Source organism: Streptomyces triticagri, from assembly GCF_003429565.1.
Lineage (GTDB): Bacteria > Actinomycetota > Actinomycetes > Streptomycetales > Streptomycetaceae > Streptomyces > Streptomyces triticagri.
Genome location: NZ_QUAK01000075.1, coordinates 108079 through 131144, shown reverse-complemented (window position 1 = coordinate 131144; position 23066 = coordinate 108079). Strand labels below are relative to the sequence as shown.

Sequence of the window (23066 nt, the reverse complement as noted above, 5' to 3'; positions counted from 1 at the left end):
GGCACGGGGGACCGGAGCGGATCGTGTGAAGCGCGCGGCACGAGCCGCGTCGATCACGCGCGGAGTACGACTGGTACGAGTGGGACGGGAATGACGGAAACGAAGAGCACGGCGACGAACACCCCCGACGACCGAGCGCCACACGGAACGCAGGCGACCGAGGCCGGCAACTCCACCGCTCCGGCGGGACACTCGACCTGGTCGGGCTCCTGGGTCGCCGAACGCCTCGGCGTCGAGCTCGCCGGGGACGAACAGCTCACCTCCATGCTGGGCCTCGCCCTGCGGCGCAATCCGAAGCGGGCCCACCTCCTCGTCTCGAACGTCCTCGGCAAGCACGTCCCGCAGAGCCCCACGATCGTCTGGCGCGCCGGCTACGACCTCGGCCGCCGCGTGCACGACCTGCTCGGCACCGAAGAGGCCGCACGCGCTGTCGTCCTCGGATACGCCGAGACCGCCACCGGACTCGGGCACTCCGTCGCCGACGGCCTCGCGCTCGCGCCCTGTCTGCACTCCACCCGCCGCCCGGTCGAAGGCGTCGACCGAGCAGGCGGCTTCGAAGAGTCCCACTCCCACGCCACCTCTCATCTGCTGCTTCCCGAGGACCCCGCCCTCCTGCGCGGCGACGGCCCGTTGGTCCTTGTCGACGACGAGTTCTCCACCGGCAACACCGTCCTCAACACCATCCGCTCCCTGCATGCCTCCTTCCCGCGCAAGCGATATGTGATCGTCGCCCTCGTCGACATGCGCTCGGCCGAGGACCAGGGGCGATTGGCGGACTTCGCGGACGAGATCGGCGCCCACGTCGACCTGATCGTCACCGCGAAGGGCACGGTGCACCTCCCCTCCGACGTCCTGCAAAAAGGCCAGGATCTCGTCGCCCGGTACGAGACCACGTCCCACGCAGGCACGGCCGACCCCGCTGCCGCTACTCCTCCCTCCGGTTCCTCGAGCTCCTCCGGTTCCTCCGGCTCCATGCCTGTCCGGGACCCCGCTGCCGTACCGGGCCCCAGACACCGGAGCGCACGGACAGCCACCCCGGCATCCGCACCAGGCACCGAAGTGCCGGACACAGCAACGGCGTTCGGAGCAAGGCCGGCCGAGGTGACCAGAGTCGACCTCGGCTGGCCCACCGGCCTGCCGGACGGCGGCAGGCACGGGTTCACCCCTCGCGACCGGGAGCGACTGGAACAGGCGCTCCCCGCAATGGCCGCTCACCTGGCCCAGGAGCTTGCGCTCCCCGCCGTGTCCGGCACTTCCTCCATGGCCTCACCGGGGCCCCGGCCGGGCGCGGACGGCCGCCGCTCACGTGTACTCGTGCTCGGCTTCGAGGAGTTGATGTACGCCCCACTGCGACTCGGCGCCGCCCTCGAAGAACTCGTCGACGCCGACGTGCGCTACTCCACCACCACCCGCTCACCCGTACTCGCCGTCGACGACCCCGGCTACGCCATCCGCAGTCGCCTTGTCTTCCCCGCCCACGACCGTCCGGCAGACGGCCCCGGTCCGCGCTACGCGTACAACGTCGCCGGTGCCGGCTTCGACGCGATCGTCGCCGTGGTCGATTCGACCGCGGACACCCCCGAACTGCACGCCTCCGACGGCCTCCTGGCCCAACTCGCCGCCCATACAGGGCGGCTGCTCCTGGTGAGCCTCCCCTCCTATGTGCCCACCCGGCATCACGCCGCCATGGACTCCACCTCTCCTTCCGCCACCCACCCGGGCACGCACACCACCAACCGCATCACCGAACGGCAGGACCCTTCCATGCTGCCCGAGCCCCTTCGCGGCCCCGCCTTCTCCTCCTACCGATCGGACGAGGTGGGCTGGCTCCTCCAAGACCTTTCCGACGCCGAACTCGAGGCGCCCACGGAGGAACGCGAAGAGGCCATCCAGAGCGGCGGCGCGCACTACGCCGAGTCCCTGCCGGTCGAGTACCAGCCCAGCCCGGCCTACCAGTCCCTTTTCACCTCCGCTCTCGCACAGTCCGCCTCCCGGGTCGCCACCGCCGTGGGCACCGTCACAGACACCGTCCTCACCGAACTCGCCCAACGCTCCGGAAACCCCGATGCCCGACCGGTCCTGGTGTCGCTGGCCAGAGCAGGAACCCCCGTGGGTGTCCTGATGCGACGCTGGGCCCAGCACCGCCATGGCATCGAACTGCCGCACTTCGCCGTGTCGATCGTGCGTGGCCGGGGCATCGACACCAACGCCCTGCGATGGCTCGCCGCCCACCACAACCCTGCCGACGTCGTGTTCGTGGACGGCTGGACGGGCAAGGGAGCGATCACCCGAGAACTCGCCCAAGCCTTGGAGCAGTTCGAGAAGTCCACCGGCATCACGGGCTTCAGTCCTGAGATCGCCGTGCTCGCGGACCCCGGATCCTGCGTGCGCACGTATGGCACCCGCGAGGACTACCTGATCCCCTCCGCCTGTCTGAACTCCACGGTCTCAGGCCTCATATCGCGTACGGTCCTGCGCGCCGACCTCGTCGGACCGAACGACTTCCACGGCGCGAAGTTCTACCGAGAACTCTCCGACTCCGACGTGTCCGTCGCCTTCCTCGACGCTGTCCAGGCCCGCTTCGACGAGGTCTCCGACGCCGTCGACGCACAGGTGAAGGACATGCTCGCCCTCGACCGTTCCCCCACCTGGGAGGGCTGGGCCGCCGTCGAGCGCATCAGCGAGGCCTACGGCATCCACGACGTGAACCTGGTCAAGCCGGGCGTCGGCGAGACCACCCGGGTCCTGCTGCGACGCGTCCCCTGGAAGATCCTCGCCCGGCGAGGCGCCGGTCCCGACCTCGACCACCTCAGGATGCTCGCGGAGCAGCGGGGGGTCCCTGTCGAGGAGGTCGACCAACTGCCCTACTCCTGCGTCGGACTGATCCACCCCAAGTACACCCGCGGAGCGACCGGAGCCGACGGTAAGGCGGTGACCGCTCCGTGAACAACCGGCCCTTCCCCCCTCGGTCAGCTCCGCGAACACTCGCGGCGAGTCCACGTGACTCCGCCCGGCCCACGGCCGGCACATTGGTCGCGAGCGACCTCGACCGCACACTCATCTACTCGGCACCAGCCCTCCAGTTGTCCGTGCCCGACGCCTCTGCACCCCGGCTGCTCTGCGTCGAGATCTATGACCGCAAGCCGTTGTCCTACCTCACCGAGGACGCTGCCGAGCTCTTTGCCGAGCTCGCCCGCACCACCGTCTTCGTGCCCACCACCACCCGTACTCGTGAGCAGTACCGGCGCATCCACCTTCCTGGCCCGGCACCGCAGTTCGCCATCTGCGCCAATGGAGGGCACCTCCTGGTCGACGGTGAGTCCGACCCGGACTGGCAGCGTCACGTACGCCGGCGTCTGGCTGACGAGTGCGCCTCCCTCGACGAGATCCGCACCCACTTGCGGCGCACCGCCGACCCCGCCTGGCTCCTGAAGGAGCGCGTGGCCGAAGACCTCTTCGCCTACCTGGTCGTGGAGCGTGCCCTGCTGCCCGAGGGCTGGGTCAAGGAGCTCGCCGCATGGGTCGAACCCCGTGGATGGACCGTGTCACTTCAGGGCCGGAAGATCTACGCCGTACCGCAACCGCTCACCAAGAGCGCCGCGATGCGCGAGGTCGCCCGCCGCACTGATGTCGAACTCACCCTCGCCGCCGGAGACTCGCTCCTCGACGCCGACCTGCTGCTCGCCGCGGACCGCGCCTGGCGGCCCGGCCACGGCGAACTCGCCGACTCCGGGTGGCGTGCACCGAACCTCACGGTTCTCGACGAACAGGGAGTGGCTGCTGGCGAGCAGATTCTGCGTGAGTTCCTGCGCGCCGCCGGCCACGGCCGGGGCGCTTGAGTATTCGCGTCCCGATGAACGTCAGCACGACCAGCGCCGCGCCTCCGAGAACCACGGTCGAATAGGCGGACACATAGCCCGTCACCTGCGCCCAGTTGTCGCCGAGGAGATAGCCGGCAAGGACGAACACGGTGTTCCATATCGCGCTGCCCAGCGTCGTGAGCAACAGGAACATCGGCAGGGGCATCCGCTCCACACCTGCGGGTACCGAGATCAAGCTGCGGAAGATCGGGACCATGCGGCCGAAGAAGACCGCCTTGCGGCCGTGGCGGGCGAACCAGGCTTCCGTCCTTTCTATGTCGGAGACCTTGACCAGGGGGAGTCGTGAGGCGACCGCGATGATGCGGTCGCGGCCGAACAGCGCCCCGAGGCCGTACAGAGCGAGGGCGCCAAGCACCGATCCCGCCGTTGTCCACAGCAACGCGGCCGCGAGGTTCATCTCCCCTGTGCTCGCCGCGAATCCCGTGAGAGGCAGGATCACTTCGCTGGGCAAGGGCGGGAAGATGTTCTCCATGGCGATCGCGAGGCCCGCGCCCGGCGCTCCGAGCGTGTCCATCAGGCTGTTGATCCAGTGAGGTGCCGTGCTTTCGATCATGCAGCCAGGCTAGGAAATCGCAGCTGAAGGCACACTGAAGCCAACCGCAAGAAGTTGGTGGTGTGCACCGCAGCCGAGGATTGCGGTTTTCCGCAATGTGCTCGGCCGGATCGTCCCGCTAACGTGCCTGATCATGAAAGCAATGGCACGAAGCGGGTTGCGGCTCGCAGCAGGACTGGGGCTCGGCGCCGTAGCGGTGGTCGCCGAAGTGGTCTTCGTGCTGCTGTCCGCACTGGCCCTGCTGTTCGTGCAGACCTGGCCCGGACCGCGGCGCGTAGTACAGAGACAGGTCGGGCACCTCGCCAGAAGGCTCGCAGAGGCCCATCGGCGCAGACTCGGCACCTTCCTGGGCATACAGTGCTCCCCCGCGTACCCGGACGCGCAAGCTCTGAGCTACATCGCCACGCGCTGGCCGTTGGGGGTGCTCGGCGCGGTGGTCCTGTTCAGCGTGATCCTCGGCGCGGGCTACGGCTCCTTGGTGATCATCGGCTGGTTCATACCTGATGTGCGATACCCCGTCACGTTGCTCGTCACCGGCTGTGCCGGTCTGTTCCTTCTCTTTCTCGCCGTCCAGGGCGTGCTCGGAGTCGCCACATTGGAGCGGAAGTTGGCGCGGCGGTTCCTGGGCCCGAGCCGGCAGGAAGAACTGCAGCGCCGTATCGAGGAGCTCGCCGTGAGCCGAGCCGGTGTAGTGGAAGCCGTCCACGATGAACGACGTCGCATCGAAAGAGATCTGCACGACGGAGTGCAGCAGAGACTGGTGGCGCTCGGCATGTTGTTGGGCCGTGCGGTGCGCGGTCAGGATCCCGACCGATCGGCCGAACTCCTGCGCCAGGCACACGAGGAGAGCAGACACGCGCTCACCGAACTGCGCGAGGTGGCCTGGCGGGTCTATCCCACGGCGCTCGACGAAGCAGGTCTACGGGCGGCGTTGGAGACCGTGGTCGAGCGGTCGACGATCGAAGTGGCTCTGACGTACGAGATAGCCGCCGAGCCACGTCGGCCCGTGGCGACCGTCGCGTACTTCGTGGTGTCGGAGGCCGTCACCAACGCCCTCAAGCATTCCGAGGCGAGCCTGATACGGGTCGACGTCAGAGAGGAGGATTCCCGCTTCGTCCTGTGCATCGAGGACAACGGCAAAGGAGGGGCGGACTCCTCGGGAAGCGGCTTGATCGGCTTGGCCCAGCGCCTGGCCGCGCTCGATGGGAGACTTGCGGTGAACAGCCCTCGGGGTGGGCCGACGATCATCACAGCGGAGCTGCCGTGCGTCTGATCCTCGCGGAAGACTCAACTCTGCTGCGCGAAGGCCTGATTCGATTGCTGGTCGAGGAGGGGCATGAGGTTCTCGCGGCTGTCGGCGACGCCGAGAAGCTGATCGAGGCAGTGTCCGAGCAGCGTCCTGATGTGGTCGTGGCCGACGTCCGAATGCCGCCCACACACACCGACGAAGGGCTGCGGGCAGCCCTGGAGATCAGAGAACGCTGGCCGGGGATCGGTGTTCTGGTGTTGTCGCAGTATGTCGAGCGGAGGTTCGCCACCGAGCTGTTGACGGGGGAGTCCGAAGGGGTGGGATATCTGTTGAAGGACCGTGTGGTTCAGGTCGACGAGTTCCTCGACGCCCTGGAGCGGGTGGGCCAGGGCCGGGCGGCCTTCGACCCCGATGTGGTGCGACAACTCCTCGGCCGCTCCGCACACACGGACCTTCTCTCACGCCTGACTTCCAGGGAACGCGGCGTTCTGGCCGAGATGGCCCAGGGGCACACAAACGCGGCCATCGCCAAGCGGCTGCATGTGTCCCAGAGCGCTGTGGAGAAGCACATCAACGCGATCTTCGACAAGTTGGAACTGACCGGCACGGCGGGGTACTCACGGCGAGTACTCGCGGTGCTCCGATACCTGGGCACCTGACAGCGGCCGACCCCTCGAGCCGACGAAGGGGCGCCGCGGTCAACCGCAGCAACCTCCACCGCAACAACCGCCGCCCCCGCCGCCGGCGGCCGGGGCGGAAGCGCCGCCCGAGCCGGCTGTGCTCCCTACAGCGACCGTGGACAGCAGCTTCACCGTGTCCGTGTGACCGGAGGGGCAGTCCGCCGGCGCGGAGGACTGGGACATGGGGCGGCTGACCTCGAAGGTGTCGCCGCAGCTCCGGCAGCGGAATTCATAACGGGGCATGCCCACAGGCTAACCGCCCGCTCGCCCGGCGGGAACGCCACACAGGACGCAGTCGATCGAGACCGAGTACGGAGGGACCGTGATGTTCGACGGACTGTCAGCGCACCACAGTGCCCGACTCCGCACCGAGGAGTGCGAGCTCGGACCGAGTGGGAGCGCCCTCCCAGTCCCCGTGCGAAGCCACGGCGAACGCTCCTGTGGTGACCGCACGCTCCAGCCTGCCGGTCACGCCAGCACCGTCGAGCAGCGCGGACACGTACCCGGCGACGAAAGCGTCTCCGGCACCGACCGGATCGACAGCTTCCACGGATCGGGCCGGCCTGTGCACGCTGCCTTCCGCCGTGTACGCCGTCGCCCCCGCCGCACCGAGCTTCACGACGACCTCGCGTACCCCCTGCGACAGCAGTTGGTCGGCGTGCATCTCCGCCGGATCCTTGCCGGCGGCGGATGCTCCGTCCCGGGAGACGGACAGACACAGCGGAAGTTCGTCGTCGGAGGCGATCAGCACATCGACGTACGGCATCCAGTCGCGCAGCACGGCCGCCGCATCGGCCTCGTTCCACAGCCGGGAGCGGAAGTTGACGTCGAGACAGACCTGCACGCCGTGCTCGCGGGCCAGTTCAAGGGCCTGGCGTGCTGCCGCGAGCGGTGCCGGCCCGAGGGCCGGCGTGATGCCGGTCAGGTGCAACAGACGGGGCGGCGCGCCCGCGCCGTCGGTGAACGCGGCGGTTACGGCAGCGCTGTCGACCCGAGAGCCGGCGGATCCGGACCGGTAATAGTGCACGCGTGTGACCTGCGGCAATCGAGGTTCGAAGAGCAGCAGGCCGGTCGGAGCGGAAGAGTCCCTGGAGCTCCCGGTGACGTCCACGCCTTCGGCTCGGAGGGTGCGCAGCACCAGTTCACCGGCTTCGTCGTCGCCGACGGCGCCCGCCCATCGCACTCGGTGCCCGAGACGGGCCAGCCCGATGGCGACGTTGGACTCGGCACCGGCCACCGACACATCCAGGGAGCCACCCAGCCGGAGCGGTCCGCTCCCGCGCAAGGCCACCATCGTCTCGCCGAAGGTGAACACCTGGGTATCGCCGGACACCGGTACAGCATCCCGGCCCGCAGACGGACCACCCGCGCTCACGAGCACACGGCCTTGAACTCGGCGGCACGTCGACGCAGCCCGTCCAGATCGCCACCGTCGGCAGCATCCCCGACGAGAGGAGAACCGACACCCACAGCCACGGCACCCAGCCGCAGATAGTCAGCGGCCTCCGATGCACCGACCCCACCGACCGGCACGAACGGCACATCGGGGAACGGCGCGCGCAACGCCTTCAGATAGGAGGGACCACCCATCGCGGACGCAGGGAAGATCTTGAGCGCCGTCGCCCCGCAGTCGGCGGCCTGGCACACATCGGTGGGGGTGAGTACTCCGGCCAGCACGGGCAGTCCGCTCTGCACCGCCGTACTGACTCCGGGGCCGAGCCCGGGGGTGACGATCAGATTCGCGCCGGCGGCCGCCGCTCGCTCGGCGTCTGCGGCAGTGAGCACGGTTCCGGCGCCGAGCCAGGCCGATTCACCCAGTTCGATACGTGCTCGTTCGATCACCGCAAGTGCGTCCGTGCTGCTCAGCGACACCTCGATGAGGTCGACACCTGCCTCCGCCAGCGTCAGTACGGTCCTGAACGACGCCTCGGGGTCCTTGCCGCGGACGATGGCGACGAGCCGTCGCGTCCGCAACGCGCTGCTGAAGTCCATGCTCCTGCTTTCCTCGGGACTTCCGACCAGTCGAGGGCGCACACGGCACCGTCACCGAGGCCGACTCGGGCCGTCCGCCGGATCGACCCCAGGGCGCCCAGCACTTGTCCTCGCGCTCCTCGACCGGACCCATACCTGTGTACGGAACTCTACGTGCGCACTCACTGCCGCCCTCGGCCGGGCGGGTAGGCCGGCACATGTCACGCGTAAGGCGACTGCCCGCCTCATGCGCCGCGGAGTAGAGGCTGCGGCTCGGGTGCCCGGCGGACGGTCCTCAAGCGGGCAGGCGGTGTCGGCCGGAGCGCCGGCGTTGCTCGTCGGCGGCCTGCTCGGGGTGCCGCGCCATCCAGTACGGGTTGTCGTGCGGCAGGGCGCTGCCGACCCGCCCGTACATGCCGAAGAGCATCAGCAGCACGCCCACCACGAAACTGAACAGGACGTTCTGGATGCGGAAGGCGAGGAAGTTCAAGCCCGTTTCAAGCAGCGCGAGATTGACGAAGCCACTCAGGATGAATGCGATGCCGAGGACCATATTGAGCGTCGACGCGAAGTTGCCACCGATCACCATGCCGGCGAACAGGAGCAGCCCGACACAGATGGACAGCACACTGAGTGCACCGTTGGTGTTCAGACCGGCCACGCTGTCGCCACCGGTGTCGAAGAAGCCGATCCGGTTGATCAGACCCAGGATGCCGAAGGCGAGCAGCAGCAGACCGGTGAGGCCGGCGCCGATTCGATAGACCTTGCTGAGGCGGTGGTCGACGGGCAGATGCTCGTCGAGGGTGATACGCCGCTTGGTACCGGAGCGAATTGCTTGCGTGGCCATGTCCGCCTCCCTCGGGTCGCGGAGGCCGCTTGTCCCGGCGCGCTGCACGCGCCGCATGTCCAGGATCCGCCTTCGGAGCGACGAGCGCCACACCGAGTTCCGGATCGCCGGTCAAGCTCCCATGCCCCGATCCTCCCGGATCTGCGAGACGACCCGGCTCACGGTCTGGCGTACCGCCTCCGTCTCCGTCAGGAAGTGCCAGTAGTCGGGGTGGCGGCCCTGGAGCGAAGCGATCGCACGGTCCAGACGTGCCACCGAGTCGTCCAGCGGCCGGGCATGCTGGGGATCCGGCGTGTGCCGGCCGGCCATGGCGAGCCGCTGGGCATCACGGATGGCGAACCGAGTGCGTTCGATCTCCTGCTCCGGGTCCTTGGAGACCGCATTCAACTGCTGCAGGCGATCGCCTGCAGCAGACACTGCCTCGTCGGTCGAATTGAGGAGCGCACGCACCGTGCTCAGGAGCGCGGTCGCATCGGGCCAGCGCTGCTCGTCGCGAGCCTTGCGGGCCTCCGCCAGGCGCTGCTCGGCCTGCTTGACCGACGCAGACGCCTGATCGGGGACCTGCTGCAGATCCTGCCAACAGGCGGCGGCGAAGCGACGCCGCAGCTCACTGAGCACCGGGTCGACCTGAGCCGCCCTGGTGGTCAACGCCTGGGCCCGGGTACGCAGCGAAACGATGCGCTTGTCCATCTCGGCTGCCAGCTCGGGAAGCCGCTCGGCCTCGGCCCTGATCGTCTCGGCCTCGCGCAGCACCTCATCGGCCCGATGCAGCGTGTCGGTCACGCCGTGCCGCCCGGCGCCCTGATTGAGCTTGGTCAGTTCCGGCCCGAGAGCCGCGAGGCGAGTGGCAAGATCGTCGGCGCGCAGTCCGGAATTACGTGCCGAGTCGAGCGCGGTGCTGGCAGCGAGCAGTGCCTGGCGGGCCCGCTCGACCGCGGGCGCGAGGCGCGCCAGCTGCGTCTCCGCCTTGTCGAGAAGTGGCCCGAGTCCCTGAGCGAAACGGTCAAGATCCTGCTTGACCCTGACCAGGTCGTCCTTCGCCCGGGTGAGCTCGGTCTTCGCCTGCGCGGCGACCGACGCCTCCAGATCGTCCCGGTCCAGATCGTAGGAGTCCACCGCCGCGATATACCGGTGGCTGACCTCGTCGATCCGGTGTCCGAGTGCCTCGAAATCGGAGACCGTCCGCTGAGCGGCAGGCGTACCGTCGACCGCGGTGATCGTCTCGATGGAGATGCGCAGATCACGCTGAGCGGTGTCGAGTTCATAGAACGCTGCGGCAGCGGCGTCCTTGGCCGCCTGAGCTTCGGCACGCTGGCCCTCGCCCCGTCCGCCGAACCAGCGGCGCGTACCCCCTCCGGCGAACGCTGCCGGAAGCACGCCCGCCAGGAGGGGCACGGGAAGTGCTATGAGGGCCAGCACATCACGGGCAGCGCGTCGGTGCGCCCGGCGCGGGCGGCCGACGGCGGCCGTCTGCGCCGAGTCAATTCGATCCGTCGTACGGCGCCGGGCGGCCGTACGGCACCGGGCAGCCGCCCGCAGACCGGTGGTCTCGGTGATTTCGGTGACCTCGGTGAGCGAGGCAGCCGGGAGAGGACCCGCGGACTCACGGTGGCGCGCAACTTGCTGCGTGTACGGCTGCGATGGTGTCGCCGTCACATCCCTCTCCCGTGCTGTCATCCGCCCTGCCCGGTGACATTCTCCCACCGGTTGACGTCGAACACACGGGTCCTTTAGATCGCGATTACACAGCTCGCCGGAACGCGATGGCCTTGCCCGGCGGATCGCGCCCACGAAGTCAGGATCCGCCCGCCTTCCAACCGCCCCTCCGCTTCAATGCGCACCACCGGAAGCCCTACGCCAATGCACCCGGCCCGGGACTCACCTCTCCCGCACGGTCACCCTGCCGTCATCGCTGTGCGCCGACACCGCATGCCGACTCGAGGAATCCCGCGGCACACCCACGTCCACGGCGCCGTCCCCACTGCCCGCATCCACCCGATACCTGCCGTGCGGCACCTCCACCGTGACCGAACCGTCCCCGCTCCGTGCCTCCACGGCTTCCGGAACGCGGGAGAGACGCACGTCCACCCGGCCGTCCTCGGACCGCGCCGTGACCCGACGGGACGACACGTCGACGGCCTCCACCCGGCCGTCCTTGCTCAACAGGTCGAGCGGTCCCTTCGAGTCGCGCACCGTCACGCGGCCGTCGTCGGCTCGTACCTTCACCGGGGTCGCGAAGCCCTTCGCCGAGACCGACCCGTCGCCGTTGACCACGTCCACCGCCACCCCGGAGGGCACCTCGATGCGATGCCGTGCGTCGCAACTCGACGCCACCCCAGGGCACTTGGTGCGCAGCTTCAAGGTGTCGCCCTTCATCTCCCAGCTCACACCGGCGTCCCCACCCAGAAACGTCCTCCCGGCGAACCACCGGGTCACCTCGATCCGTGCAGCGCCGCGACGGCTCTCACCGTCCGCCGCCACCAGCTCGATCGCGGAGTCGTCGGAGTCGACCTTCAACGTCCCGCCATCGAGTTCGAACGACCGAGTCTCCGGCTCCTCGTCCGACTCCGCGTCCACGCATCCCCCGGCCAGCAGCGCGACGGCGACCACACCGCCGAGCGCGAGCGCGGAACGGCGACGACGGTCACATACGGCGGTGCTGCCCATCCTGATCTCCCCGTGCAGTTCGACGGCCGGCCCGAGCTCGTAGGTACTGTCCGAGCCCGTACGTCGAAGCTACGGAGCCGCAGCCGTCGAGAGCATCCGGCCCGCCACCGAATCCCGGGTGGGGAAAACCCCCGATCCGCCCCGGCCCGTCGGCCGTTTGCCCTGCACGTCCCGCGTCAGGGTAGGCTGTCGAAACATCCCGGGCGCGTAGCTCAGCGGTAGAGCGCTGCCCTTACAAGGCAGATGTCGGCGGTTCGAAACCGTCCGCGCCCACCAGCCTCCCGGCACACAAAAGGCCCAGGTCAACCGGTACGAATCCGGAAACCTGGGCCTTGATCTTTTAGGGCGGTCGACGGGCGCCGTGCCACTCACGTGCCAGATGGGCCGCCGCGAGGCCGCTTGGCCCGCTGGATCTGGTCGTCCACATGGTCTGCGATCTCCTGGTCCCGTCCGTTGACGAGGTGCTGATAGATCAGCGCTGCGCGGACCGACGAGTGCCCCATGCGGTGCATCAGTTCGCGGGTCGAGGCGCCACCGGTCGCGGCGAGGGCGTTGCCCGTATGCCGGAGATCATGGAAGTGGACGTCACCCAGGTCCGCCGAGTCGAGGGCCCGCAGCCAGATACGACGGAAGTTGTTCCGACGCAGGAGCCACCGAGCGGCCCGACGAATACGAGGCCAGTTCGGCCGGCATCGGCGTACTCGGCGAGGTGCGCGGCCAGCTCGGTCGTCAGCGAGGCCGGGAAGGCGACGGTCCGGACGCCAGCGGCACTCTTCGGAGTTTTGATCAGCAGCCCGTCGGAGCGGGTCTCGGCGAGTGCGCGGCGTACGGAAATGGTGCGCTGGTCCAAGTCGATGTCTCGGCGCTGTAGGGCGGCCAACTCCCCGAAGCGCAGTCCGGTGAAGGCTGCAAGCAGGATCAATGCCCGGTAGCGCGAAGGCACTTCGCCAGCCAGCCGGTAGACCTCATCCGCCGAGAGGAACGGGCGCTCGGCACTGACGGCGTTACCTGCGCCTTTGATCCGGCACGGATTGCGCTGGATCAATCCGTCGTCGACGGCGGTATTCATGATCGCGCGGAGGATCTGGCACGCCTTTGCGACCGTGGGACCGCCAACCCCGTTGTCGAGCAATGTCGTGCGCCACCGGCGGACTTGCGGAGTCGTGATCTCCTTCAGCGGGAGCGCGCGGAAGGCCGGGAGTACGTGCAGCTTCAGGGCGCTGCCGTTGCGCTCTCTGGTCGTCGCCGCGTAGTCGCGATCCTTGAACCAAGACCCCCGCGCACGGCGCGGGGCGCGCCGCCTTGCGGCGCGGCCCGCCTCCATGTCTTCGCCACCGGCAGTGGTGGAGTAGCGGCAGGTGTTGGTGGAAAAGTGGCCCCGGAAGCCGAGCATGTGGGCCCACTGGCGAAGCCGGAGTTCTTCGAGTGCCGGCCGCGCGCCGAGCTGCCAGGCCGTGCGGATCATCCGGCGAGCGTGCTCGCTGATGCGGAGCTGAGCGAGCTCAGCGAGGAACTTGAGCGGCCGGTCCAGCGTGCGCGTGGTCGCCTCTGCGCCCTTGGTGGCGTAGTTGGCGATGTACTCGGCTACGGCACGGTCGGTGAGCTCGGTACCGCCAGCGAAGTCCGCCGAGCGGATCGGGCGGATGTCGAGCTGTGTACCGAAGGCGAACGAGTGGGCGCGTTCGCTGACCCGTGGACCGGGTACCTCAGCCGCCCGAGCAGCTGCTCGGATCGCATCGGCCGGTGGCGGACTGTCGCCGCCGTCGGGGCCGTCGAGGCGGACCACGGCGTGGAAGTGGACCGCGCCACGGCGCTGGTATTCCGCCATCTTGGCGAAGGACACCCGCGCGCATTCCTCGAAGGCGCGACGGCTGAGTCCTGCGCATTTGGCGACCTCCCGGCGAAGGTAGGTCGTGAAGCGGGCCTAGATCTTCGAGGCATGCGCGTTCCAAATGCAGTTCGCAATGCTGCGGGGAGCACCAGACATACGAACTGTCGAGGGTGGCGATGTTCTTAGGGCGCGGGCGGATGCTGAGCGTCCACCCGAAGCCGCGGCGGATCGTTCAGGTGGCGACGAGTGATCCACTGCTGCTTCCTGGCCACTTTCCGCCAAAGGCCGCTTTCTCGATTAGGCTTCGCACAGATGTCAGTACGTTTTCCGGTGAGGCGATTGCGAGCAGTACGGCCATGGGAATCAATGTCGCTTGAATGGCATCGGGTGATTCCCGGAGAGCTGGAAATAGGGGGAGGGTGAATGCGGCGACGATCAGCGTTATCGATGGTCCAAATCGTGCTGTCATTTGGATGACTCGCGAGGTCGAGGTGATTTCTGGCGCGTAAAAGAGGAGTGCGTCCCAATCGTCTGCCGCAGCAGCCCTGAGTCCGTCCTCGCTTAGATCTGATATTTGATTGATGAATTCCCAGATTCTAAGCCGTTCATCGATGGTCTGTTCTCGAATTTGGATTAGCCCTATTTCCTGGGTCGTCTGTCTGAAGCTTCTGACCGTTGAAGCCAAACTTTCCCCCAAAGAGTTGAATGTCTCCATCGGTGCGCGTAGTTGCGTCAGCGTGCGTGGCGTCGTAATAGAGGATGAGGCTGGATCGGAAGCCTAGCGAACTGTTCGATTGTGGTGGGGAGTTCTAGGCAGAACTGCGGGCATTGGCCTACAGGCGGTCGTGCCGAGGAGTCTGCTCAGCACGTCAGCTGGACAAGCGGGACCTTGTGACTGTGGCTAGATCGGGCTCTTGCCGGTGGCGCCTGTACGTGTCACACAGTTGGTACGCGGGGTAGCCGGGGGAGAGGACTCTGCATGTCTGTGCTGGGTGGTAAGCAGGGTGGGCCGTCCGACTGGGCAGTGAAGCGGTTTGGGCGGCATGCCGGCAGGCTCGTCGAGGCGATACCTGAGCAGTTGGCCAGGGCTCATGCTCGCGCCCACGCCGTGCACCTCACGGCAGGGCTGAAGAAGCGGAGCCCATACGGCGTCACCCTGGCTGAGGCCGTGCGAGAGAACCTGGCGGACATGGCTCGGGAGTTGGACGAATCCGTGCGGGATGTGCGCGGCTACGAGTACGCCGTCATAGGGGACCACGCGCTCTTTCCCTTCAAGTACGCAGACCGACCGAGGCCGCTTGAGCGTGCGCGGTTGTCTGCTGGCGCGTCCCCTACGCGCCGTCGGCTCCTCCTGGGCCATGGCCCAGATGCGCCGGAGGGTCTCTTCGAGCTCGACGACGGGATGACGACAGAGGAGTACGAGCAACTACACGAGAGTTTCGAGGCGTTGGGAGCTGACACGAAGCTCGTGTGTTTGTTCTTTACGGCCGACGCTGAGGCGGGGATTCACTTCATCCACTGGGGAGACGCTCACCTCGAGCCGGACCGCACGTTCACGTGGCTCTACAGCGAAGAGCTTCCGGTGGCGGCACAGCCGCTGGAGTGAGTAGTGCGGACGGTGCTGTCAGTGCTCGGCCGTACGCTTCCGCCATGCGTAGAGGTGAGATATCGCGGGAGTCCGTACTCAAGACCCTGGCAGAGCACGATGAGCTGGGACGTGACGCCTTCCTGGCGAAGTATGGCTTTGGGGAAGCGCGGTCCTACGTCTTGGTGCACGAGGGTCAGGAGTACGACTCCAAGGCCGTCGCGGGGGTAGCGCACAAGTGGGAGCAGGGACGGGCCCTCGCGCCGGGAGAGTTCAGCGGAGGCAGGGACCACGCCGCGGCGTGGCTCAAGCGAGCGGGCTTTCACGTCAAGGCCATCCAGAACCCGGACTGGGCACGGGACGAGATTATCCTCGCCTGCCAGCTGGTGATGGAGAACGGATGGAAGGGACTGGAAGCCCAGGACGGCCGGGTGGAGGAGCTGTCTGCCCTGCTCCAGTTGCTTCCCATCCATGCTGAAGCCGAGCGCAACGAGAAGTTCCGCAACCCCAACGGCGTCGCACGCAAGACGTTCGACATCGCTACTCGGCACCCGGAGTACCAGGGCAAGCCCACCAACGGCGGTGCCCTCGATGTCGCGGTGCTACGCGAGTTCCTCGCTCGGCCGGAGGAGATGACCGAGACCGCGCGACTCATCCGACAGGGAATCGCCACGGGCGAGCTGCAGCCCCTTGCGCCGACTGAGGACGAGGAGTTCGACGACTACAGCGCGCCCGAGGGGCGACTCCTCATGCGCCGGCACAGGGCACGCGAGCGGAACAAGGGCCTGCGGAAGAAGAAGATCGCGTCCGTACTTCGGCGCGGCGGACGGCTCGCTTGCGAGGCGTGCGGCTTCGACTTCGAAAAGGTCTATGGGGAACGCGGAGCTGGATACATCGAGTGCCATCACGTCCTTCCGCTTCACGTCGCGGGTGAAGGGCGGACCAAGCTCAGCGATCTCGCTCTCATCTGCGCCAACTGCCACCGCATGATCCACCGGCAAGCGCCATGGCCGACCCCTGGAGAGCTGAAAGCCTCCATACAGGAAAAGCATGCAGCTGACGTGCGTGCAGCGGCAGCTATCGCGCGTCCACGCTGGGCGGCTGACGAGCAGATGCCAAACCCCTGAGCTGACATCCACAGCTGACATCAACGGCAGGGGACAGTACCAACGTTCGGCAGTCACCGAGGAAGCCCGTACGCCGAGCAAACGCGGAGCTCAGGCCCTCTACGGCGAACTTACAAGGCAGATGTCGGCGGTTCGAAACCGTCCGCGCCCACCAGGTTGAGCAGTGCAAGAGCCCCCGGTTCCGCAGGTCATGCGAGGTCGGGGGCTCTTTTGACGCTCAATCAGTGCACTCTCGCTGCGCGTTAGCTATGCGCTGAGTCCGCTCCCGCTACTCCCGAGGGGCGGTCGGCTCCGCCAGAACGCCCCTCGGGACAACAACAGCGAGCCCGGACTCATTGCGGCGCAAGGTCAGCCGGCGCCCCCGGGTGACCCGTGCTCGTCACCCATGGCGGAGGACCGCCCTGCGAAGTCTCCGACCGTCGCGACCACAGCGCCGCCGGGCGAACCCTCGCTTTCACCAGCGGGAGCCGCACCGCCGCTGGGTGAGCCGCTGCCGTCGTCCATGGGGGCAATGCCCCATTCGTTCTCATCCTGTGGCGCGAGACCGCCGGTGGGGGCGCCACTGCTGTCACCCGTCGGCGCGAGGCCGCTCGTGGGCGAGCCGGAGCCATCTCCCAGCGGTACGAGGCCCCACTCGTTCTCGTCCGTGACGGAGAGGGGTCCCGCGAAGTCCCCGACGGTCGTCGGAGTCACACCGGCACCGGGTGCGCCGTGGTCGTCGCCGGCCGTGGCTGCACCCGCGCCCGCAGCCATGCCTCCGGTCGCGAGCAGCGCCACCGCGGCAGCACGCGCCATCGTCTTCTTGATCGTCATTGCCGTCTCCCACCACTCATCCACGCGCGGACACTCCAATGAACCTCCGTCACCTGCCAGGCGCCGCACCAGACGTTTCGGCCGCCCCCGAAACAACCGTCAGTGCGTCTGCCGGCCCGACACTCCACCCTGCCCATTGATCACCGCGAACCGGGCGACGTCCATCTCGTCCCGGTCCGTCCTGAAACCCGGCCTGGGGACCACGACTCCGTTCGGAACCATCCGCGCCCACCAGGGCGAAGACCCCCAGCCGGGCCCGGCTGGGGGTCTTCGTGTTTGCGGTCATGCGGTCAAGCGGCGCTGCGGCGTTGTTGGTTGTGGCAGGTGGGGTCGTGGTCGGTGCCGAGGGCGGTCCACCAGCGTTCGCAGCAGGCCGTGTTGAGTTGGGTGACCGTGTGGTCGACGGATGCCTCGTCCGTCGTGGGGTGTGCGGAGGCGTTGTGCCGGCGGCGAGACGCGAGGGTTCTTGTGGCGGTGTGTGGGTGTGGGCGTGTGCGTGGGCCGGCGGGCCGCTCCGTTTCGCGTACTGCGGCGTCGATGGGGGCGAGTGAGGCGAGCCCGAAGAGTACGGCGATGGGCCAGGGGCCGTAGAGGGCGTACTGGACGGCGACGAACGCGAGGCACGTGGTGGCCGTGCCGTGCAGGGCGATCCGGGCGCGCTGGGTGTGGGTCATGAGGTCTCCGTGTCGTGCGAGCGGCTGGCCGCGCTGTGCACAACGACGGAGACGGCCGAGGCGAACGGGGCGAGAGCGGGGGATTCCGGGACACGGAGGATGGGGGCGGGAGGTAGGCAGGGCGGCGGAGGTGGGTGTAGGAGGCATCGCGTTATGCAACCAGTTGCAAAACATCGTGTGGATGGTCTACAAACGGAAGTCGAGCGGTCCACCGCCACCGACAGGAGATTCCGATGCCCTCCCACTCGTACCCACGGCTCATGGCCCCCCTCGACCTGGGATTCACCACGCTGCCCAACCGGGTCGTGATGGGCTCGATGCATGTGGGCCTGGAGGAGGCGGAGCGGGGCTTCGAGCGGATGGCGGCCTTCTACGCGGAGCGGGCGCGCGGCGGCGTGGGGCTGATCGTCACCGGCGGCATCGCGCCCAACGAGCAGGGCAGGCCGTACCCCGGCGGCGCGATGATGACCACCGCCGATGAGGCGGCACGCCACCGCGTCGTCACCGATGCGGTGCACCGCGAGGGCGGGCGGATCGCGATGCAGATCCTGCACTTCGGGCGGTACGCCTACCACCCCGACCTGGTGGCGCCGAGCGCGCTGCAGGCGCCGATCAGCCCGCACGTACCCCGCGAACTCACCGATGACGAGGTCGAGTCGACGATCGAGGACTTCGTCCGGGCGGCCGAGCTCGCCAAGAGGGCCGGCTACGACGGGGTCGAGATCATGGGCTCCGAGGGCTATCTGATCAACGAGTTCATCGTGTCCGCCACCAATCGGCGCGAGGACCGCTGGGGCGGCTCGTACGAGAACCGGATGTGCTTCCCGGTGGAGATCGTCCGCCGGGTCCGGGAGCGCGTCGGCCCCGACTTCATCCTCGTCTACCGGCTCTCGATGATCGATCTGGTGCCCGGCGGCTCCACGCTCGACGAGGTCGTGACACTGGCCCGCGCGGTCGAGGCGGCCGGTGCGACGATCATCAACACCGGTGTCGGCTGGCACGAGGCCCGCATCCCGACCATCGCGACCTCGGTCCCGCGCGGCGCCTACACCTGGGTCACGCGGAAGCTGATGGGTGCGGTCTCGGTGCCGCTGGTGACGACGAACCGCATCAACACCCCCGAGCTCGCCGAGCAGGTCCTGGCGGACGGGGCTGCGGACCTGGTGTCCATGGCGCGCCCCTTCCTGGCCGATCCGGAGTTCGTCGCCAAGGCGCGGCAGGGCAGGGCCGACACCATCAACACCTGCATCGGCTGCAATCAGGCCTGTCTTGACCACACGTTCAGCGGCAGGATCACCTCGTGCCTGGTCAATCCGCGGGCCTGTCACGAGACCGAGCTGGTCCTGGTGCCGGTGCAGGAGACCCGTCTGCGCAAGGCGGTCGCCGTGGTCGGGGCCGGGCCCGCGGGACTGTCGTTCGCCGTGTCCGCGGCCGAGCGCGGGCATCGGGTGACGCTCTTCGACGCGGCCGGCGAGATCGGCGGTCAGCTCAACGTGGCCCGGCGCGTCCCGGGTAAGCAGGAGTTCGACGAGACGGTCCGCTACTTCCGTACGCAGCTCGAACTGCGCGGTGTGGACGTGCGGTTGAACACCCGCGTCACCACCGACGAGTTCCTGGACGGGAGCCTCGGACGCTTCGACGAGTTCGTGATCGCCACCGGAGTCACCCCGCGCATCCCCGACATCCCGGTCGTGGGCGAGGGCGGGCCGCGGGTGCTCAGTTATCTCGATGTGCTGCGCGACGGCGCCCCGGTGGGGGAGCGGGTCGCCGTGGTCGGGGCCGGCGGGATCGGCTTCGACGTCGCGGAGTTCCTCACGGACGCGGGGGACAAGGCGTCGCTCGATCCGGAGGTCTACTTCCGGCAGTGGGGCGTGGACATGTCGTACGGCGAGAGGGGCGGGCTCGGCACTCCGGAGCGGCCCGCGCCGCCGCGCGCCGTCCACCTGCTGCAGCGCAAGCCGACCAAGGTCGGCGCCGGCCTCGGCAAGACCACGGGCTGGATCCACCGCACCGAACTGCGCCACCGCGGGGTCAGCATGCGCGCCGGTGTCTCCTACGAGCGGATCGACGCGGCCGGCCTGCACATCACCGTCGACGGACGAAGCGAGGTCCTGGACGTCGACACCGTCGTGCTGTGCGCGGGTCAGGAGCCGGAGCGCGGGCTGTACGAGGGACTCTCGGCGGCCGGCCGGACCGTGCATGTGATCGGCGGCGCGGACGTCGCGGCCGAGCTCGACGCGAAGCGTGCTGTACGGCAGGGGACGGAACTGGCGGCGGCGGTCTGAACGATTCGCCACCCGCCCGGCCTTCGCGGGCGGCGTACTTAGGATGCCGACATGTCCCTGCCGCACGCCATCCTCACCGCCCTCCTTGAGAAGCCCTCGTCGGGGCTCGAGCTGACGCGTCGATTCGACAAGTCGATCGGCTACTTCTGGTCGGCGACGCATCAGCAGATCTACCGCGAGCTCGGCCGGCTCGAGGAGTCCGGACTGATCCGCGTCCTGCCGGCGGAGCGTCCGGCCCGCGGACAGAAGAAGGAGTACGAGGTGCTCCCCGCGGGCCGGGACGAGCTGGCCGCCTGGGTGGGCAGGCCGGAGGATCCCAAGCCGGTGCGCGACCCGCTGCTGCTGCGGCTGCGCGCGGCAGGGGTGGTCGGCACGGGCGGTCTGGTGGCCGAGCTGCGGCGCCATCTGGGCCTGCACCGTGGGCAGTTGGCGGAGTACGAGGCCATCGAGGAGCGGGATTTCCCGCCCGGCCCGTCCGGCGCCGAGGACCGGCTGCGCCACCTGGTGCTGCGGGGCGGCATCGACCTTGAGACCTTCTGGGTCAACTGGCTGACCCAGGCACTGGCCGACGTGGAGGGCGGCGCGCAGCGCAGTCGTAGCCGCGACACCCGGTGAACTCCCGGGCGACAGCAGCACGGTGGAGCTGCCGGCGGCTCAGCCCGACAGATGGCGGGTGTCGCCGAGAGCGACGACCTGGCGGTTGTGGAAGTAGTCGTCCTCGTGCAGCACCGTGATGCTGCCGGCCGCCGCCCGGAAGGCCGCGCGGCCGGTCGACTCGGCGGGTATCCCGAGCCAGGCCGTCACCACGAACGTCAGTGAACCGCCGTGCGTCACCACGATCTGCTGTGTGCACGGCCGCGCCAGGATTTCTCCCATGGCCGCATGGACGCGAGCCACCCACACGGCCTTCGTCTCGGCACCGGCGATGCCCTCGTCGTGGTCGAGGCGCTCGCCGACGGCCGGGGGCGGTACGAAGCGTTCGTCCAGCCAGGACTGGGGCCGGCCCTCGGCCCGACCGTAGGACTTCTCCCGGAGCCGGCGGTCCAGGAACGGCTGCACGCCGAACAACTCGCCTATCGCCGCGGCCGTCTGCCGGGTGCGGCGCAGGTCCGAGGAGAACAGCTCGACCTCCGCCCCCTCGGGCACCCGCGCCCGCAGCGCACGGGCGGCGGCGTCGGCTGCGCACTCGCCCGCCGCGGTGAGTGCCGAGTCGTGCCATCCGCCGACCACGCCCTCGACGTGGTGCGTCGCTTCCGGGTGGGTGACGACGTACAGACTGCGCATCAGTGCACGGCCTCTCTGCTCGGCAAAGTCATTCGGCTGCTCCGGGCTCGGCCTGGTCATCCCGCTGTTCCGGGCTCGGCCCGGTCGTTCCGCGCCGCGCCCTCGCCCGGTCCGGTCCGCTTCAGGCGCATCCGGGCGCCCACCAGATCCTCGGCGTCGAACTCCTGCCAGTGCCGATGGCAGGTGATGAACACCGCCAACTCCCGCTCCCGCTCTCGTAACTTCTCCACCTCGGCCTGCTCGTCCGCCGTCCAGCCGGGCGAGGCGGGGCGCTCGATCCTGCGCCAGCCCGCCGTGTCACTGAAGCCGTCCAGCGGCTCGACTGACCAGGGGAGCCGCTTCAACAGGGCCAGCAACTCGGCTCGCACCTGGTGCAGCTCCTCCTGCCCCGCGAGGAGGTCGCTCGGAAATTCTTGGGTCGCTGCCACACCGCAATGCTACGCCTGTTCGAATTTCAAACGCGAGGTCTCTTCGGTCCCATCACCCGAAAGTGGCCCCGCGCGGCACACTGGAGGCATGTGCCGCAGCATCAAGACCCTTCGCCCGCCCGTGATTCCCGAGGAAGCCACCGAGGAGGAGATGCGCGCAGCCGCCCTGCAGTACGTGCGCAAGGTCTCCGGCTTCCGGCAGCCCGCCGCACACAACCGCGAGGTGTTCGACCGCGCCGTCGAGGCAGTGACCGCGGCGACCCGCGATCTGCTCGCCGACCTGGAGGTACGCGGATCGGCAGCAGCGCGATCCGTGGAACGGTCGGTCAGCGAGCCGCGGCAGCAGGGCGCCGCATGAGATAGGCCGCGGCAGCACCCGCGGCGATCAGGGCGACGAGCGAGACCCCCGTCGCCAGCCAGGTGGCGCCCAGCCAGTGGCCGCCGAAGTAGCCGAGGCCCACGCTGTACGCGGCCCAGACCAGGCCGGCGAGGGCCGACCAGGGCAGGAACTCGCGGCTGGTGCGGCGGGCCGCGCCCGCTCCGATCGAGACGACCGAGCGCCCGGCGGGCGCGAAGCGGGCGACGACGACGAGCGCACCGCCGCCGCGTGCGACGGCGGCGCCGAGTCGTTCCTGCGCGGACGTCAGCCGGCGGGACCGGGCGATCGCCCGGTCGAAGCGGCCCCCGTCGCGCCGCGCGAGCCGGTACGCGACGAAGTCGCCCAGCACCGAGGCGGTCGCGGCGCACAGGATGAGCGCCGCGATGTCCGGCACGTCCTGCACATGACGTGCCGCGCCGGTGCCCGCCGCGGCCGCGGTGGCGGCCATGATCACCAGGAGTCCGCTGGGCAGCACGGGCAGGAAGACGTCGAACAGGACCGAGATCGCCACGATCACGTAGATCCAGGGGCTGCCGATCAGCGACCCCACACTCTCCAGCACCCGAAACTCCCCGTTCCTCAACTACAACGCCGCGACGTCGCAGGGGAGCGGCAGGGGCGGCCATGACGGTCAGCCATACAGCGTACGCGTGAGGTGCGACAGTCGGGGCGCAGGGGGTGCAAGTGTTCGCCGATTCACGTTCACCCGGGTGTCGATTCCCGTGCGCCGTACGGCTTCACCCGCATGCCGCGTCCCGGACGGCGGCCGTCCGCGTTGTCCCGTACGAACGAGGAAGACCGAGGCGGGACCG

The 23066-nt window shown here is 68.7% G+C and carries 24 protein-coding genes, 1 tRNA gene and 1 pseudogene; 10 read left to right on the top strand and 16 right to left on the bottom strand.

The genetic code is table 11. From position 1 onward, the window contains the following. Positions 1–90: 90 nt before the first annotated feature. Positions 91–2946, top strand: a complete 2856-nt coding sequence (locus tag DY218_RS13830; protein ID WP_128556286.1) for a phosphoribosyltransferase — start codon at positions 91–93, stop codon at positions 2944–2946. A gap of 83 nt (positions 2947–3029) precedes the next feature. Beyond that, complete coding sequence (locus DY218_RS13825; RefSeq protein WP_128556285.1) at positions 3030–3839, top strand: HAD family hydrolase; 810 nt, start codon at positions 3030–3032, stop codon at positions 3837–3839. Here DY218_RS13825 and DY218_RS13820 read toward each other — a convergent pair. Continuing rightward, the gene (locus DY218_RS13820) at positions 3751–4434 is read right to left on the bottom strand and encodes a DedA family protein (RefSeq protein ID WP_128556284.1); all 684 of its coding nucleotides are present in this window, start codon (positions 4432–4434) and stop codon (positions 3751–3753) included. The genes DY218_RS13825 and DY218_RS13820 overlap by 89 nt on opposite strands. 133 nt (positions 4435–4567) lie before the next feature. On the opposite strand from DY218_RS13820, the gene DY218_RS13815 reads away from it, so the two are divergent. Then, complete coding sequence (locus tag DY218_RS13815) at positions 4568–5707, top strand: sensor histidine kinase (RefSeq protein WP_128556283.1); 1140 nt, start codon at positions 4568–4570, stop codon at positions 5705–5707. Continuing rightward, positions 5698–6342, top strand: coding sequence for a response regulator transcription factor (locus DY218_RS13810; protein ID WP_199566719.1), 645 nt, complete (start codon positions 5698–5700; stop codon positions 6340–6342). Before DY218_RS13815 ends, DY218_RS13810 begins: the two co-directional genes overlap by 10 nt. A 39-nt stretch (positions 6343–6381) precedes the next feature. Here DY218_RS13810 and DY218_RS13805 read toward each other — a convergent pair whose 3' ends face one another. From DY218_RS13805 to DY218_RS13780, 6 genes are all read right to left on the bottom strand, one after another. Further along, complete coding sequence (locus DY218_RS13805; RefSeq protein WP_128556282.1) at positions 6382–6606, bottom strand: FmdB family zinc ribbon protein; 225 nt, start codon at positions 6604–6606, stop codon at positions 6382–6384. Positions 6607–6703: 97 nt separating this feature from the next. Further along, a complete protein-coding gene (locus tag DY218_RS13800) occupies positions 6704–7696 on the bottom strand; it encodes a sugar kinase (protein WP_267899372.1) in 993 nt (330 codons plus the stop codon). Between the two features lie 38 nt (positions 7697–7734). Beyond that, positions 7735–8355, bottom strand: coding sequence for a bifunctional 4-hydroxy-2-oxoglutarate aldolase/2-dehydro-3-deoxy-phosphogluconate aldolase (locus DY218_RS13795; RefSeq protein WP_128556281.1), 621 nt, complete (start codon positions 8353–8355; stop codon positions 7735–7737). A gap of 274 nt (positions 8356–8629) precedes the next feature. After that, the gene (locus tag DY218_RS13790; RefSeq protein WP_128556280.1) at positions 8630–9181 is read right to left on the bottom strand and encodes a DUF4383 domain-containing protein; all 552 of its coding nucleotides are present in this window, start codon (positions 9179–9181) and stop codon (positions 8630–8632) included. A 111-nt stretch (positions 9182–9292) separates the two neighbouring features. Then, complete coding sequence (locus DY218_RS13785; protein ID WP_128556316.1) at positions 9293–10666, bottom strand: hypothetical protein; 1374 nt, start codon at positions 10664–10666, stop codon at positions 9293–9295. Positions 10667–11059: 393 nt separating this feature from the next. Beyond that, positions 11060–11848, bottom strand: a complete 789-nt coding sequence (locus DY218_RS13780) for a DUF4097 family beta strand repeat-containing protein (protein WP_128556279.1) — start codon at positions 11846–11848, stop codon at positions 11060–11062. A 201-nt stretch (positions 11849–12049) separates the two neighbouring features. Between DY218_RS13780 and DY218_RS13775 the strand changes: the two genes are divergently transcribed. Further along, a tRNA-Val gene (locus tag DY218_RS13775) sits at positions 12050–12124 on the top strand. Positions 12125–12216: 92 nt separating this feature from the next. Here the strand turns inward: DY218_RS13775 and DY218_RS35610 are convergent. The 4 genes and pseudogenes from DY218_RS35610 to DY218_RS13760 all read right to left on the bottom strand — a co-directional run bounded on the left by DY218_RS35610 (position 12217) and on the right by DY218_RS13760 (position 14394). Beyond that, entirely contained in the window at positions 12217–12441 is a 225-nt protein-coding gene (locus DY218_RS35610; RefSeq protein WP_407703617.1) for a hypothetical protein, read from the bottom strand. Continuing rightward, positions 12360–13016, bottom strand: coding sequence for a tyrosine-type recombinase/integrase (locus DY218_RS35095; RefSeq protein ID WP_407703616.1), 657 nt, complete (start codon positions 13014–13016; stop codon positions 12360–12362). Before DY218_RS35095 ends, DY218_RS35610 begins: the two co-directional genes overlap by 82 nt. Then, positions 13014–13811, bottom strand: a pseudogene (locus DY218_RS13765) (replication initiator); the annotation flags it as partial. The pseudogene DY218_RS13765 and the gene DY218_RS35095, both read right to left, overlap by 3 nt. Positions 13812–13911: 100 nt before the next feature. Then, entirely contained in the window at positions 13912–14394 is a 483-nt protein-coding gene (locus DY218_RS13760) for a hypothetical protein (RefSeq protein ID WP_128556278.1), read from the bottom strand. Positions 14395–14658: 264 nt separating this feature from the next. Here DY218_RS13760 and DY218_RS13755 point away from each other — a divergent pair, with 264 nt between their 5' ends. Together DY218_RS13755 and DY218_RS13750 are read left to right on the top strand one after the other, a co-directional pair. Continuing rightward, entirely contained in the window at positions 14659–15285 is a 627-nt protein-coding gene (locus tag DY218_RS13755) for a hypothetical protein (protein ID WP_128556277.1), read from the top strand. A 44-nt stretch (positions 15286–15329) separates the two neighbouring features. Beyond that, positions 15330–16391: an HNH endonuclease gene (locus DY218_RS13750; protein WP_128556276.1), complete on the top strand. Its 1062-nt coding sequence runs from the start codon at positions 15330–15332 to the stop codon at positions 16389–16391. Between the two features lie 348 nt (positions 16392–16739). Here the strand turns inward: DY218_RS13750 and DY218_RS13745 are convergent, their stop codons facing one another. After that, positions 16740–17204, bottom strand: coding sequence for a hypothetical protein (locus DY218_RS13745; RefSeq protein ID WP_128556275.1), 465 nt, complete (start codon positions 17202–17204; stop codon positions 16740–16742). Positions 17205–17494: 290 nt separating this feature from the next. Then, entirely contained in the window at positions 17495–17878 is a 384-nt protein-coding gene (locus tag DY218_RS13740; protein WP_128556274.1) for a hypothetical protein, read from the bottom strand. Between the two features lie 233 nt (positions 17879–18111). On the opposite strand from DY218_RS13740, the gene DY218_RS13735 reads away from it, so the two are divergent. Beyond that, positions 18112–20163 (top strand): oxidoreductase, encoded by a 2052-nt coding sequence (locus DY218_RS13735; protein ID WP_128556273.1) that lies wholly within the window; start codon positions 18112–18114, stop codon positions 20161–20163. A gap of 51 nt (positions 20164–20214) precedes the next feature. Then, complete coding sequence (locus DY218_RS13730; RefSeq protein ID WP_128556272.1) at positions 20215–20778, top strand: PadR family transcriptional regulator; 564 nt, start codon at positions 20215–20217, stop codon at positions 20776–20778. A gap of 39 nt (positions 20779–20817) precedes the next feature. On the opposite strand, the gene DY218_RS13725 is transcribed toward DY218_RS13730, so the two are convergent. Both DY218_RS13725 and DY218_RS13720 read right to left on the bottom strand, forming a co-directional pair. Then, the gene (locus DY218_RS13725; protein ID WP_128556271.1) at positions 20818–21447 is read right to left on the bottom strand and encodes a histidine phosphatase family protein; all 630 of its coding nucleotides are present in this window, start codon (positions 21445–21447) and stop codon (positions 20818–20820) included. 56 nt (positions 21448–21503) lie between these two features. Then, positions 21504–21875, bottom strand: coding sequence for a hypothetical protein (locus DY218_RS13720; protein ID WP_128556270.1), 372 nt, complete (start codon positions 21873–21875; stop codon positions 21504–21506). Between the two features lie 88 nt (positions 21876–21963). Between DY218_RS13720 and DY218_RS13715 the strand changes: the two genes are divergently transcribed. Beyond that, complete coding sequence (locus DY218_RS13715) at positions 21964–22233, top strand: DUF2277 domain-containing protein (RefSeq protein ID WP_128556269.1); 270 nt, start codon at positions 21964–21966, stop codon at positions 22231–22233. Here the strand turns inward: DY218_RS13715 and DY218_RS13710 are convergent. Further along, positions 22202–22816 (bottom strand): DedA family protein, encoded by a 615-nt coding sequence (locus DY218_RS13710; RefSeq protein WP_199566718.1) that lies wholly within the window; start codon positions 22814–22816, stop codon positions 22202–22204. The two genes, DY218_RS13715 and DY218_RS13710, sit on opposite strands and share 32 nt — an antisense overlap. Positions 22817–23066 lie beyond the last annotated feature (250 nt).